This is a genomic window from Actinoplanes sp. NPDC049802, from assembly GCF_040656595.1.
Classification (GTDB): domain Bacteria; phylum Actinomycetota; class Actinomycetes; order Mycobacteriales; family Micromonosporaceae; genus Actinoplanes.
The window spans coordinates 1-13315 of sequence record NZ_JBFAMR010000129.1 but is presented as its reverse complement, the minus strand read 5'-3'; the positions used below and the strand labels follow the sequence as shown (position 1 = coordinate 13315).

At 71.2% G+C, this 13315-nt stretch carries 15 protein-coding genes; 6 read left to right on the top strand and 9 right to left on the bottom strand.

From position 1 onward, the window contains the following. The 4 genes from AB0I88_RS39785 to AB0I88_RS39770 form a co-directional block, all read right to left on the bottom strand. Positions 1-225, bottom strand: a 225-nt coding sequence (locus tag AB0I88_RS39785) for a hypothetical protein (RefSeq protein WP_361037222.1), incomplete at its 3' end; no start/stop codon positions are given. Then, positions 222-965: an aquaporin gene (locus AB0I88_RS39780; RefSeq protein ID WP_361037220.1), complete on the bottom strand. Its 744-nt coding sequence runs from the start codon at positions 963-965 to the stop codon at positions 222-224. The genes AB0I88_RS39785 and AB0I88_RS39780, both read right to left, overlap by 4 nt. Positions 966-1006: 41 nt before the next feature. Then, positions 1007-1666, bottom strand: coding sequence for an arsenate reductase ArsC (locus AB0I88_RS39775; RefSeq protein WP_361037218.1), 660 nt, complete (start codon positions 1664-1666; stop codon positions 1007-1009). Then, positions 1659-2348, bottom strand: coding sequence for a helix-turn-helix domain-containing protein (locus tag AB0I88_RS39770; RefSeq protein WP_361037216.1), 690 nt, complete (start codon positions 2346-2348; stop codon positions 1659-1661). The genes AB0I88_RS39775 and AB0I88_RS39770 overlap by 8 nt, the downstream gene beginning before the upstream one ends. A 298-nt stretch (positions 2349-2646) precedes the next feature. Here AB0I88_RS39770 and AB0I88_RS39765 point away from each other — a divergent pair, with 298 nt between their 5' ends. Both AB0I88_RS39765 and AB0I88_RS39760 read left to right on the top strand, forming a co-directional pair. Beyond that, a complete protein-coding gene (locus AB0I88_RS39765; protein ID WP_361037214.1) occupies positions 2647-3138 on the top strand; it encodes a SigE family RNA polymerase sigma factor in 492 nt (163 codons plus the stop codon). Continuing rightward, on the top strand, positions 3135-3749 hold the full coding sequence (locus AB0I88_RS39760; protein ID WP_361037212.1) for a hypothetical protein: 615 nt from the start codon (positions 3135-3137) through the stop codon (positions 3747-3749). The genes AB0I88_RS39765 and AB0I88_RS39760 overlap by 4 nt, the downstream gene beginning before the upstream one ends. 76 nt (positions 3750-3825) lie before the next feature. On the opposite strand, the gene AB0I88_RS39755 is transcribed toward AB0I88_RS39760, so the two are convergent. The 3 genes from AB0I88_RS39755 to AB0I88_RS39745 are packed head-to-tail and all read right to left on the bottom strand — an operon-like array spanning position 3826 to position 8305. Next, entirely contained in the window at positions 3826-5793 is a 1968-nt protein-coding gene (locus AB0I88_RS39755; protein ID WP_361037210.1) for a biotin carboxylase N-terminal domain-containing protein, read from the bottom strand. Between the two features lie 5 nt (positions 5794-5798). Beyond that, entirely contained in the window at positions 5799-7370 is a 1572-nt protein-coding gene (locus AB0I88_RS39750; protein ID WP_361037208.1) for a carboxyl transferase domain-containing protein, read from the bottom strand. Then, on the bottom strand, positions 7367-8305 hold the full coding sequence (locus AB0I88_RS39745) for a hydroxymethylglutaryl-CoA lyase (RefSeq protein ID WP_361037206.1): 939 nt from the start codon (positions 8303-8305) through the stop codon (positions 7367-7369). Before AB0I88_RS39745 ends, AB0I88_RS39750 begins: the two co-directional genes overlap by 4 nt. Before the next feature lie 103 nt (positions 8306-8408). Between AB0I88_RS39745 and AB0I88_RS39740 the strand changes: the two genes are divergently transcribed. Continuing rightward, complete coding sequence (locus AB0I88_RS39740; protein ID WP_361037204.1) at positions 8409-9074, top strand: TetR/AcrR family transcriptional regulator; 666 nt, start codon at positions 8409-8411, stop codon at positions 9072-9074. On the opposite strand, the gene AB0I88_RS39735 is transcribed toward AB0I88_RS39740, so the two are convergent. Beyond that, positions 9067-9726 (bottom strand): Tat pathway signal sequence domain protein, encoded by a 660-nt coding sequence (locus AB0I88_RS39735; protein WP_361037202.1) that lies wholly within the window; start codon positions 9724-9726, stop codon positions 9067-9069. The two genes, AB0I88_RS39740 and AB0I88_RS39735, sit on opposite strands and share 8 nt — an antisense overlap. Positions 9727-9742: 16 nt before the next feature. Continuing rightward, positions 9743-10648 (bottom strand): hypothetical protein, encoded by a 906-nt coding sequence (locus AB0I88_RS39730; RefSeq protein WP_361037200.1) that lies wholly within the window; start codon positions 10646-10648, stop codon positions 9743-9745. Positions 10649-10792: 144 nt separating this feature from the next. Between AB0I88_RS39730 and AB0I88_RS39725 the strand changes: the two genes are divergently transcribed. The 3 genes from AB0I88_RS39725 to AB0I88_RS39715 all read left to right on the top strand — a co-directional run bounded on the left by AB0I88_RS39725 (position 10793) and on the right by AB0I88_RS39715 (position 12625). Further along, positions 10793-11521 carry a TetR/AcrR family transcriptional regulator gene (locus AB0I88_RS39725; RefSeq protein WP_361037198.1) on the top strand — a complete coding sequence of 243 codons (729 nt, stop codon included), beginning with the start codon at positions 10793-10795 and terminating at the stop codon, positions 11519-11521. Between the two features lie 124 nt (positions 11522-11645). Beyond that, positions 11646-12248 carry a DUF6230 family protein gene (locus tag AB0I88_RS39720; RefSeq protein ID WP_361037196.1) on the top strand — a complete coding sequence of 201 codons (603 nt, stop codon included), beginning with the start codon at positions 11646-11648 and terminating at the stop codon, positions 12246-12248. Positions 12249-12250: 2 nt separating this feature from the next. Next, complete coding sequence (locus AB0I88_RS39715; protein ID WP_361037194.1) at positions 12251-12625, top strand: DUF6114 domain-containing protein; 375 nt, start codon at positions 12251-12253, stop codon at positions 12623-12625. The last annotated feature ends 690 nt before the right edge of the window (positions 12626-13315 follow it).

Here is a 13315-nt window from a genome sequence, read left to right as displayed (position 1 = left end):
TGAGACATGCGGCTCGCCTCCCCTCGGGGTCGGTGGGTCGGGTGCGGTCTGAGCTGGGAAATCCCCCGGATTCATCCGTGGGGATGGCGTTAAGGTGGTTCCTATCAGTTGATGAGCTGGTGGAGCAGGTTCTGGATTCCGGGTGTCGACGGCGTGGATGCCGTGGAAGCGTTCGGCCAGGGTCGCGACGGTCTCTGCGAGGTGCGCCGGCAGGTCGATGGTCATGAGCGGTGGGCCGGATCGGTGTCATCGTGGGGGACCACGACGTCGTCGGCGTGTTCGCCGGCGTTCGGGTACAGCGCGACGACGAGCCCCACACCGAGCACGAGGCCGGCGAGTTGCGCGGCGACGAAGCCGGGCACTGAGCCGGGGGCGATGCCGGCGAAGGTGTCGGTGAAGGCGCGGCCGATGGTGACGGCCGGGTTGGCGAAGCTGGTGCTGCTGGTGAACCAGTAGGCGGCGCCGATGTAGGCGCCGACCGCGGCCGGGGCGACCGCGGCGCGGCCGGATCGGACGAGGGCGAAGATGAGCAGGAGCAGGCCGACGACGGCGACGACCTCGCCGAGCCACAGGTTGCCGGCAGCCCGTTCCTTGCTCGACATGGTGACGGGGGCCAGGTCGAACATCAGGTTCGCGAGGACCGATCCGGCTATGGCTCCCAGTGCCTGCGCTGCGGCGTACCCCCCGAGGTCTTTGATTGTCAGGCCGGTGCCGGAGCGGCGGCCGAGGAACCAGTCGGCGGCCGACACCACCGGGTTGAAGTGGGCGCCCGAGATCGGCCCGAAGGTCAGGATCAGCGCGCCGAGAGCGAACGCGGTGGCGACCGAGTTCTGCAGCAGTTGCAGGCCGACGTCTTCAGGCGACAGCTCGACCGCCATGATGCCGGAGCCGACGACGGCGGTGACCAGCAGTGCGGTGCCGAGGAACTCGGCGAGCAGCCGTCGCCACAGGATTGTCTGGTGCATGAGAGTGGTGTGACTCCGGGTCGTGTCGGTGGATGGTGGGTTCAGCGCGCGGGGATGGCGAGCTGGTCGAGCAGGCCGCGGACGCGGCGTTCGAGGTCGTCCCGGATGTGGCGGACCTGTTCGTGGGTGAGGCCGTCGGGGTCGGCGACCTCCCAGTTCTCGTAGCGGGTGCCGGGGAAGACGGGGCAGGCGTCGCCGCAGCCCATGGTGATGACGATGTCGGCGGCGCGGACGATCTCGTCGGTCCACGGTTTGGGGTATTCCCCGGTGATGTCGATGCCGCGTTCGGTCATCGCGGTGATCGCAGCCGGGTTGATGGTGTGGCCGGGTTCGGAGCCGCCGGACCAGGCGATCGCCTGGTCGCCGGCGAGGGCGGTGAAGAAGCCGAGCGCCATCTGGGAGCGGCCGGCGTTGTGGGTGCACAGGAACAGCACGACCGGTTTGCCGTCCCGGTGGTGGCCTTCGACCCGGGCGAGCGCCTGCAGGCGCTGGCGGGCGAAGCGTTCGGCCAGTAGCGGCAGGTAGTTCGGCACGGTGTGGGCGGTGGCGAACTGGTCGTAGCTGGTGTGCAGGAACCGCTCGATCGTCTCCGGGCCGTAGAGGCCGGTGAACTCCCCGGCCAGCCGGACGGCGGCGGTCCGCAGGGCGAGTTCCTGATCGACGGAGAGGTCACGCTGGTCGGCGTGAAGCAGGTCAGCCATGGTCGGCTCCGGGGTTGAGGGTAGGCGCGATCCGGTCGATGCGGTCGGCGAGGTCGGTGTACGCGGCCTCGAACGCCTCGTCGGTGTCGACGCGGGCGGGATCGGGCACCGACCAGTGCAGCCGGGGCCGGACCGGGCCGGTGAGGTCTTCGTGGGCGTTGTCGCAGACCGCGATGATCAGGTCACCGGAGACGACGACGTCATCGACGTGGTGGGTGCCGGCCGGGTCGAGGGCGAGGCCGTGCTCGTGGGCGACCCGGACAGCGCGGGGGTGCACCCGCTGCGCCGGGATGGTGCCGGCGGAGGCGACCGGGCCGCCGACACGGTCACGCCACAGGGCCGCGGCCAGTTGGGAGCGGGCGGAGTTGTGGGTGCAGACGAACACCACCCGCTCGGCGCTGTCCAGCCGCGGCGCGGTCAACGAGGACAGCACGCCGGGCACGAGTCGCAGGTAGGTGCGGCGGCGGTCGCCCTCGGACCGGGTCCGCACGAGCAGCCCGGCTTCTTGCAGGACCTTGACGTGGTGGGCGACGAGGTTGGTGGGCATGCCGAGGTCGGCGGCGATCTCGCCGGGGGAGGCGTCGCCGAGGGTGAGCGCGTCGACGATGGCGAGGCGGGCGGGTTCGCCGAGGGCGGCGTGCACTCGGGCCCGCGCCGTCAGCGACGAAGTTTCAGCGTTCATTGACTCAATCATTGCTGAGCTTTTGTGCTGATGCAAGCGGAGGAGAGGGACGGCTCCGGCTCCCCCTGCTTGTTGCGCGGTTTCGCCGCCCGCGCCCCGCCTCGGCGTGGTGGCCGACAGCCGAACCGTTTTCGGCTTTCCGGCCACCCTCCACCAGTCCCGCAGCGTGGTCTCTGCCGGCGGGGCGGGTCAGCCGGCGGGTGTGGTGCGGCGTGTTCTGCGACGCGATTTTCACAACAGTGCAGCGGATTGGCCGGCTGGGCGCATCTTTGCTGGTGAGAGTCGACCAGGGGGTTCCGTGACGTTCGAGGAGTACGTGGCGCAGCATGGCGCGTCGTTGTTGCGGTTGGCGTATGTGCTGACCACGGACGCGTACCTGGCCGAGGACCTGACGCAGACAGCGTTGACGAACGCCTACCGGCGTTGGCATCGGGTTCAGGCAGCCCGGGATCCGGACGCGTACGTATGCCGGATCCTGCTCAACGCGCATCTGGGATGGCGCCGGCGCCGCTCGTCCAGCGAGCGTCCGGTCCCAGAGATCACCAGCGGCCCCACGATCGCGGATCCCGCCGATGCTGTGGCCACCCGGGACCGGATGCACCAGCTACTCGCCGGGTTGGCGCCGCGGGCACGTACCGTGCTGGTGCTGCGCTACTACCTCGACCTGGACGACGCGGGCATCGCCGAGGCGATGGGGATCAGCCAGAGCACGGTCCGAGCGACCGCCGCGCGGGCTTTGGCGGCCCTGCGCGTCGGCGACCCGGCCACCATCACGGGAGAGATCCGATGAGTGAGCACCTTGAACAGCAGCTGCGGGACGTCTTCGCTCAGGACGCCGACGAGGCGCCCATCCTGAGCCCGGCGACCGTCGGGCAGGTGGCCGGGCGGGTGCGGCGCCGCCGGCATCTCAGCGTTGCGGCTGGTGCTGCGGTGCTGGTGGTGCTGGTTTCGGGTACCGCATTGGCGGGTGCCGCGACCTTCGGGGACCCGCCCAAGTCACGGTCGGAGACTGTCACAGCGCGTTACGGTGAGCTGCCGGACGCAAGGGGGGCCGACTGCTCCGCGTACCGCTCGGCCGGTGACCTCGCCACCCGCGATTTCGCCTTCGACGGCACGGTGGAGGGCATCGCAAGCCCGGCGACGTCGCAGCCTGTTCCGTATACCGCGGTCACCTTCACGGTGCACGAGTGGTTCCGCGGCGGAAGCGGCAACCGGGCGACGGTGACCATGATGGCACCGCTGGGAACGGGCGTGTACGTGTCGGAAGCGGGGCCGTCCTACATGGTCGGCACCCGGCTGCTGGTCAGCGGGGACTCCTGGGTGGCCGCCACCTGTGGATACACCCGCTACTACGACGAGGCGACGGCCGCCGCCTGGCGGGCTGCCGTCCGCGACAGGTGACCACTCGGTCAGCAGCCTACGGTGATTCGGCCTCGCCGGCTGCCGAACGGGTTCGCGGCCGAACGCGGACCGTGACCTAACCGGCGGCCTCGACCACCATGAGGATCGCGTCCTTGGCGACGGTCGCGCCGACCCGGGCCCGCAGTTCGGTGACGGTGCCGTCGACCGGGGCGGTGAGGGCGTGTTCCATCTTCATCGCCTCGACGACGGCGACCGTCTGCCCGGCCGTGACCTTCTCGCCCTCGCCGACGGCGACGACGGTGACGGTGCCCGGCATCGGCGACAGGACGGGCCCGCCCGCTCCGGCCGACGGTCCGGCGGTGGCGTCGAGGGCTTCGTGGTCGCGCAGTGCCCAGGTGTGCCCGTCCCGGCCGATCCACAGCACTCCGGTCGCGTCCCGGGCGTACGCATACGTGCGGGTGACCCCGTCCTGCGTGTGCCGCCCGTCGGAGCCGGTGGTGATGCGGACCGGCGGCGCCCCGTCGATGCTGATCTCGGCGTCCGCGGCCCGGCCCCGGTAGCGGATCCCGGTCGGCTCGTGCCCGGCGGCGCTGACCCGCCGGACGGTCCAGGCCCGGTCGCCGAGCCGCCACCCGCCGGGGATGTCGAACGGGTCGGCGAGCGCGGGCGCCGCGGGTTCCAGGGCGAGCAGCGCCAGTCCGGTGGCGAAGCCGAGCACGTCGGCGGGCAGGTCCTGGCCGGTGAGCGTGTCGAGGCGGCGGCCGACGAGCCCGGTGTCGAGGTTTCCGGCCCGTACGTCGGGGTCGGCGAGCAGCGCCCGCAGGAAGCCGATGTTGGTGCCGAGCCCGAGCAGTACGGTCCCGGCGAGCGCGGCGTCGAGGCGGTGCAGCGCTTCGGCGCGGTCCGCCCCGTACGAAATGATCTTGGCTAGCATCGGGTCGTAGTCGGAGCCGACCATGCCGCCCTCGGCCACGCCGGAGTCGACCCGCACGCCGGTGGGCTCGCGCAGCGCCAGGATCCGGCCGCCGGTCGGCAGGAATCCGGCGGCCGGGTCCTCCGCGTACACCCGCGCCTCGATCGCGTGGCCGCGCGGCCGCGGTGAGGCCGGCCACGGCGCCACCTCGCCCGCCGCGATCCGCAGCTGTGCCTCGACCAGGTCGGTGCCGTACACCTGCTCGGTGACCGGATGCTCGACCTGGAGCCGGGTGTTCATCTCCATGAAGTACCACTGGTCGGGCCGGTCGCCGGCCACGATGAACTCGACGGTGCCGGCGCCGACGTACCCGCAGGCGCGGGCCGCGTCGCAGGCGGCCGCGCCCATGGCCTGCCGTTGCTCCTCGCCGAGCAGCGGCGACGGCGCCTCCTCGATGATCTTCTGGTGCCGGCGTTGCAGCGAGCACTCGCGTTCGCCGAGGTGGGTGACGTTGCCGTGCCGGTCGGCGAGCACCTGGATCTCGATGTGGCGCGGGGTGGTGACGAGCCGTTCCACCAGCAGCGTGCCGTCGCCGAACGAGCCGATGGCCTCCCGCCGGGCGCTCGCCAGCGCGGCCGGCAGATCCTCGGCCCGGTGCACCTCGCGCATGCCCTTGCCGCCGCCGCCCGCCGACGGTTTGAGCAGCACCGGGTAGCCGATCCCGGTGATCTCCGCGGTCAGTTCGGCGTCGGAGAGCCCGGCGCCCTCGGACCCGGGAACGACCGGCACGCCGGCCTTCGCCACGGTCCGCTTGGCGCGGATCTTGTCACCCATGGCGTCGATCGCGGCGGCCGGCGGTCCGATGAAGACCAGGCCGGCGGCCTCGCACGCGGCGGCGAACGCGGTGTTCTCCGACAGAAACCCATAACCCGGGTGTACGGCCTCGGCGCCCGTCTTGCGGGCCGCCGCCACGATGGCCTCGATCGAGAGGTACGACCGGGCCGCCGCGGCCGGGCCGATGCGCACCGCGACGTCGGCGGCCGTGACGTGCGGGGCGCCGGAGTCGGCGTCGGAGTACACGGCGACCGACCGGATCCCGAGACGCCGCAGCGTGCGGATGACGCGGACGGCGATCTCCCCGCGGTTGGCGACGAGGACGGTGGAGAACATGGCGCTCACATCCGGAAGACGCCGAACGCCGGTTCGGCGAGGGGCGCGTTGGCGGCGACGGACAGGGACAGGCCGAGCACGGTACGGGTGTCGGCCGGGTCGATGACCCCGTCGTCCCAGAGCCGCGCGGTCGAGTAGTAGGGGTGGCCCTGCGTCTCGTACTGGGCGCGGATCGCCTCCGGGTCGGCCCCGGCGCCGACCGTCCCGAGCACGGTGGCCGCCTGCTCGCCGCCCATCACCGAGATCCGGGCGTTGGGCCACATGAACAGGAACCGGGGCGCGTAGGCCCGCCCGCACATCGCGTAGTTCCCGGCACCGAACGAGCCGCCGATCACCACCGTCAGCTTCGGCACCCGGGTGGTGGCGACCGCGGTGACCAGCTTCGCCCCGTGTTTGGCGATGCCGCCCGCCTCGTACTCGCGGCCCACCATGAACCCGGTGATGTTCTGCAGGAACACCAGCGGGATGCCGCGCTGGTCGCACAGTTCGACGAAGTGCGCGCCCTTCATCGCCGACTCGGAGAACAGCACCCCGTTGTTGGCGACGATCCCCACCGGATGCCCGTGGATGTGCGCGAACCCGGTGACCAGCGTGGTCCCGTAGTCCGGTTTGAACTCCCCGAACCGGGAGCTGTCCACCACCCGGGCGATGACCTCCCGCACGTCGTAGGGGACCCGGGGGTCGGTGGGGACCACGCCGTACAGGCCGGCCGGGTCGACGGCCGGCTCCTCGACCGGAGTCCGCTGCCACGGCGCGGGCGCCCGCGGCCCGAACGTGGAGACGATCGACCGGATGATGCGCAGCGCGTCGGCGTCGTCCTCGGCCAGGTGGTCGACCACCCCGGAGGTACGCGCGTGCAGGTCCCCGCCGCCCAGCTGCTCGGCCGTGACCACCTCGCCGGTGGCCGCCTTCACCAGCGGCGGCCCGCCCAGGAAGATGGTGCCCTGATCGCGGACGATGACCGCCTCGTCGGACATGGCCGGAACATACGCCCCGCCGGCCGTGCACGAGCCGAGCACGGCCGCGATCTGCGGGATCCGGCGAGCCGACAGTTGCGCCTGGTTGTAGAAGATCCGCCCGAAGTGGTCGCGGTCCGGGAACACCTCGTCCTGTCTGGGCAGGAACGCGCCGCCGGAGTCGACCAGGTAGACGCACGGCAGCCGGTTGTGCAGCGCCACCTCCTGGGCGCGCAGATGCTTCTTCACGGTCATCGGGTAGTAGGTGCCGCCCTTGACGGTGGCGTCGTTGGCGACGATCACGCACTCGCGCCCGGCGACGCGGCCGATGCCGGTGACGATGCCGGCGGCGGGGGCCTGGTCGTCATACAGCCCGTGGGCGGCGAGCGGGGACAGCTCCAGGAACGGCGACGACGGGTCGAGCAGGGTGTCGACGCGGTCGCGGGGGAGCAGTTTGCCGCGTTCGACGTGCCGGGCGCGGGACTTCTCCGGGCCGCCGAGCCGGGCGGTCGCCAGTTTCGCCTTCAGATCGGCGACCAGCGCGCGATGGGCTTCGGTGTTGCGGGCGAACTGGTCGCCGCCCGGGTCGGCGCGCGTGGCCAGGACCGGATGTGCCGTCATTTCTCAGCCCTTCCCGCGAGTGCCGTCACTGTTCTCGACGGGCTCGGGCGGCCCAGACGTTGCGCCATCCAGACGCTGGTCTCGACCAGTCTGCCCAGGTCGACGCCGGTCTCGATGCCGAGGCCGGCGAGCTGCCAGAGCAGGTCCTCGGTGGCGAGGTTGCCGGTGGCGCTCTTGGCGTACGGGCAGCCGCCCAGGCCGCCGGCCGAGGCGTCCACGGTCGTCACCCCACGCTGGAGGGCGGCGAGCGTGTTGGCCAGCGCCTGCCCGTAGGTGTCGTGGAAGTGCACGGCGATCCGCTCCACCCCGATGCCGGCGGCGGTCAGCGCGTCCAGCAGCGCCACCACCCGGCCGGGGGTGGCCACGCCGATGGTGTCGCCCAGGCTGAGCTCGGTGCACCCCATCGCCATCAGGCGTTTCGCCACGCCGACCACCCGCTCGGCGGGCACCTCACCCTCCCAGGGATCACCGAAACACATCGAGAGGTACGCGCGGACGCCGAGTTCCTCGCGGCGGGCCCGGTCGACGACGGGCGCGAACATGGCCAGCGATTCGCCGACGCTCCGGTTCAGGTTGCGCCGGGCGAACGTCTCGGTGGCGCTGGCGAACACGGCGATGTCGCGGACCCCGAGGGCGAGCGCCCGGTCGAGGCCGCGCTCGTTCGGCACCAGTACCGGATAGCGGACCCCGTCGGCGAACGTCAGCCGCTCCAGCAGTTGCTCCGCGTCGGCCAGCTGGGGAACCCATTTCGGGTGTACGAAGCTGGTCGTCTCCACCAGGGTGTGCCCCGCGTCGACGAGCCGTTCGATGAACTCGGCCTTGATCTCGACGGGCAGTGGCAGGGCTTCGTTCTGCAGCCCGTCGCGGGGCCCGACCTCGCAGATCGTGACCCGCTCGGGCATCCCGGACAGCGCTGTGACGCCGTATCCGGTCAAGGCGGCACCTCCCGACTCGGTTGCTCGTTCGGACCTTAACTGACCGCACGTACGGTCAACAAGCGTCTGGCGGAGCGCGGAAGGATCTTCGTATAGTGGGCGGGTGACACGTGCCAGCTCCCGCGACGCCATCCTGCGGGTGTTCGCCGAACACGTCGCGCGGCGGGGCTACGCCGACACCAGCCTCGGTGACATCGCCGCCGAGCTGGGCCTGAGCAAGGGCACCATCGTGCACCACTTCCGCAGCAAGGAGGCGCTGCTCGGCGCGCTGCACGAGGCCTACTTCGGCCGGCGGTTCGCGGAGGCGCGGTTCATTCTCGCCGAGCTGGACGACCCGGTGGGCCGTCTCGTCGCGATGATCTACGCGCTGCTGGCGGCGCACCGCGACGACCGGGCGGCCAGCCTGGCCTGCCTGCGCGAGCTGATCCGCTACCTCGAGGGTGGGCCCGGCGACTTCGTGCGCAAGCAGCGCGTCGACTACACCCAGATCGTGGTGGACATCCTGGCCGACGGCGCGCGGCGCGGGGTGCTGCACACCACCGACCCGCGGATGACGGCGTTCCACGTCTTCGGCATGTGCAACTACGCGTGGACCTGGTACAGGCCGGACGGCGCCCAGCCGGTCGAGGAGATCGCCGCCCGGTTCGCCCGGGAACTGCTCGGCGGGCTCGCCGTCGCGCCGGAGACGGGCGCCGCGCTGGACGACCGGATCGCCGAGGCGATCGCGACCGTCCAGCGGGCGCCGGGCCGGATGCCGGCGGTCAGTTGACGTAGACGGGAGCGCCCGCCGCGTCGGCGACCGGGGAGTACTTCGCGGTGAAGTAGCCGTTCGGAACACAGGCGGCCGGTCCACTGGACCTGTCGAACCGCTGATCGGTGAAGCTGATCGAGTTGTCGGTGTTGTCGGCCGTACCGGTGATGGTGTTGTTGCTGGCCACGAAGACGCAGGTCACCGAGCCGAGCAGGGATCGCAGGACCAGGGTGGCGGAGATCGGCGCGGCGTCGGTGCCGGTCACCGTCACGACGCCGTCGCTGGCGACCGTGGTGGCGTAGGGCTGGTTCTTGATCTCCACGCTGTTGACGCCGGTCACCCCGGGTACGCCGGACACGGTGCAGGCGGCGAGCCCGATGGTGGAGCCGAGCGCGGCCGCCCCGGGCGCGGCCGGGTTGTCGCCGACCACGGCGCTGAAGCTGGAGGCCGCGCACTTCATGCCGTTCGCGCCGGCCGGGGCGGTGGCGAAGACCGCCTGGGTGCCGGTGGCGAGTGCCGCCGAGATGGTGCCGCCGACGGCGACCGCGGCGCCGGCCGGGCTGCCGCTGGTCAGGACGGTGTCGTCGTCGGCCAGCGCCGGAGCGGCGGTGAGCAGCAGGGGGATGACGGCGCCGGTGATCGCGGCGGCCGTGACGCGCTTGCTGTGCATGGGGGTGCACCTTTCTCTATTCGGACGCGGCTAGTGCCTGGGTCAGGTCGTCCAAGCTGGGGGAGAGGGCCAGCGCCGTGTCGTTGGCGCCGAACACCACGGCGTTCCGCCCGGCCGCCGACGGCAGCCCGAAAGCCAGGTTGATGACGGCGTCGAGGCTGCCCGGGATGAGGCCGCAGCCGTTGGCCTTCGGTACGGCGTACGCGTTGTCGACCAGGGTCGCGCCGGTGAAGCCGGCGCCGAGGGTCTGGAAGCCGTTGGGGTCGGGGACGATGTGCAGGGTGCCCGGGTCGCCGGTGGCCGGCTTGTTGGGCGGGGGCGGGCTGGTGGTGCCGGTGGTCGGCCGGAACCGGATCGGGCTCGCGCCGGAGCCGATGTAGCACTTCGGGCCGAAGAGCGCGTTGCGCAGCCGCAGCTTGACGGGAAGGTCGAAGACCGGGGTGTTCGAGCCGGTGGCCAGCGGAACGAATCCGGTGATCGGCCCGGCCGGCTCCACCTGGGCGAAGACGCTCGTCACGCCGGGGATCAGGTTGGCGATGCCGGGCAGGGTGACCTCGAGCGGCTTGGCGATCAGGGTCTTGTTCCCGGCCGCCGGGACGGTCGAGTAGACGTTGGCGACGCTGCCGTCCGGGAACTCCCGGACCGGGGCGCTCGCCGGCCAGTAGATGCCGAACTGGACGGTGATCGGGTCCTCGAACGCCACCGTGGTGGAACCGATGGTGATGCTGCCGCCGTTGGTGACCGAGTGGACGCAGCCGACCTGGAGGTTCGCCGGATCCTTCATGGCGGCCGCGGTGAGCGGGCACTCGCCGAGGCCGGTGTACGCGCCGCCCGGGGCGGCGGCGCGTACCGGGGACGGGGTGAGAATCAGAACCGTGGCGGCGATCGAGGCGAGGACGGAGGTGAGCCGTGACGCGGGCATGGGCGCCACCCTTCTTCTGCCGAAGGACGTGGTGGCCCGGCCGTTTCCGCAGCGTTCCGGGGATTGAACGACACCATCGAGGTCCGTACCTTTCGGTATGAGAAACCTGCGCGGTATCTCATGTCAAGACATTGGGGGATGTCAATGACTGAATCGGTGATCAGCCCGTTGCCCGGCGCCCGGGCCGGGCGCGACCCGGCCCGGGCCATCAAACGCGGCCCGCGATCGATGACGCCCGAGGCGGTGGCCGCCCGGCAACGCGAGCGGCTGTACGACGCCCTCGTGCACACCGTCGCCGAGAAGGGGTACGCCAGCGCCCGGGTGAGCGACATCTGCACCGCGGCGGGGGTGACCCGGCCGGCGTTCTACGCGCTGTTCGCCGGCAAGGAGGACGCCTTCCTGGACACCTACCGGCACGGCACCGGGGTCCTGCTGCGGCTCATGGACGAGGCGTACGCGGCGGCCGCCGACTGGCGCACCGGGGCCCGGGCCGCGCTCAAGGTGCTGCTGGACGTGCTGGCGAGCGTGCCGGCGTTCGCCACCATGGCGATCGTCGAGATCGACGCGGCCGGCCCGCTGGCACGGCACGAGCGGACCGAGCTGCTGGGCCGGTTCGCCCGCTTCTTCGACGACGCCCCGCCGGCGCCGGACGGCCTGGCCGGCACGGTGGTCGGCGGCGTCTACGCGACCATCTACGGTCACGTCGCCGACGGGCGGGTCGAGCGGCTGCCGGAGCTGCTGCCGATGCTGAACTACTTCATGATGGCCCCGTTCCTGGGCCGCGACGGGGCCGCCGCCGAGCTCGCCGCGCCGGTGGGGGAACGGGTGGTGGCACCCTGCGCAACATCAGATACCGACGAGGTTTTTCACTGACCGAATGCGATGTCCACGGGCTTGACGGGTCTCATTACCGCGGCGTAACTTCGCCGAAATCCATCGAGTGACGCCAATGTCCGGCATCCGCAGTGCCGGCATCGGATCTGCACAGGGAGAGTCCATGTCCTCCACCTTCGGCCGGACCCGCTGGCGCCGGTTCACCGCGATGCTGCTCGGCGGCCTCGCGGCCACCGCCGGCCTGGTCCTGCTCACCGGCAAAGGGGTGCTCGCCGCGTCCTTCTCCATCTCCGGGATGCCGTTCACCGTCACCTCGCCCAAACTGCACGGTTACGGCTTCGCCCAGTACGCCGAGATGGACCACATGGCGCCGGGCAGCCCGAACGAGGGCGACACCGGCGGCCAGGTCCTCGTCATCGTCTCCGCCATCCGCGACGCCGAACTCGACGGCCTGTGCCAGAGCATCGCCCTCGGCGGCATCAACCTCAAGATCACCGCCGGCAGCCCGGCCGACAAGGTCACCGCCGACACCCTCGTCGTCGACTCCGACGTGATCACCGCGAACGCCACCTTCAAGACCATCGACATCGGCCAGGACGCCGGCACCCTCGACCGGGTTCCCGGCAAGAAGGGCGCGATCGGGGTCTTCGGCCAGCAGGCCGAGGAGGTCACCCTCACCAACCTGCGCCAGAACAACTACGCCACCACGGCCGCCACGTTCCACCTGCCCAACCTGCGGATGGCCTTCACCTCGGACGGCTGCTGACCATGTCCGGTCCCGGTGACACCCGGGTCTCGCCAGGCGCCCGCGCCTGGCGGGCCTGGCGGGAATGGCGCCGCACCCGCCCGTTCTGGGCCGGCCTGCTCGTCCTGCTCGGCGGGCTGGAGATCCTGCTGACCGTGTGGGCGCCGCTCGGCGTCGTCCTGCACGTCGGCATGCAGGGCTTCATCGGTTACCTGATCCCGGTCGTGATCCTCCTCTGCGGTCTGTTGCTCTGGTTCAACCCGGCCCAGCACCTGTTCTACTCGCTGATCTGCGTCGTCTGCGCGCTCGCCTCCTGGATCACGTCCAACATGGGCGGCTTCATCATCGGCCTGCTGCTCACCCTGATCGGCGGGGCGCTCGCCTTCGCCTGGAGCTGAAGATCTCCGGGCCCGACGTCTCGCCGACTGCCGGCCAGCCGAAACAGCCGCGAGGGCCGAAGCCGCGAGCTGCGGATTCGCGCCGCCTCAGACCCGGACACCACCGAAGCTCTCATGGTCGAGCAGGAGTACATCCGTTGTGGGTGTGGCTACACCCCGGTGGGTGTCGAGGTTGACCGCAAGCACGGTCTCAGACCCGGACACCACCGAGGCTCTCGATGTCGAGCAGGAGTACATCCGTTGTGGGTGTGGCTACACTCCGGTGGGTGTCGAGGTTGACCGCAAGCACGGTCTCAGACCCGGACACCACCGAAGCTCTCGGACGGAGTGTGTCCGTTCGCAGGTGGCGATGCGCTGTAGATCTGTTCGGCTGGTCGTGAGCGCTGACCCTGCCGGCTTATCAATAAAGGCTCGCTGCCAGTGCATATCGGGTCCGGCCCTGCTTTGCCAGGCCGCACGACGTGGGTGTCGGGTAGCGGACACCGGGACGTGGATCAGGATTCGATGACCGGCGACGGCGATCGGTGGTCGGCGATCGGCGGTCCAAGGCCGGTGAAGATCGGTCCGTTGCGGCGGTTGCGCATGTGGACGGCATTGAGCGTTTTTCAACTGAGTTCGCGCAGCTGACGGCGCGTCCAGGGGTGGGTTGCGAGGCCAGGTGAGGCTCCCGGTAAGACAAGCAATCGACCA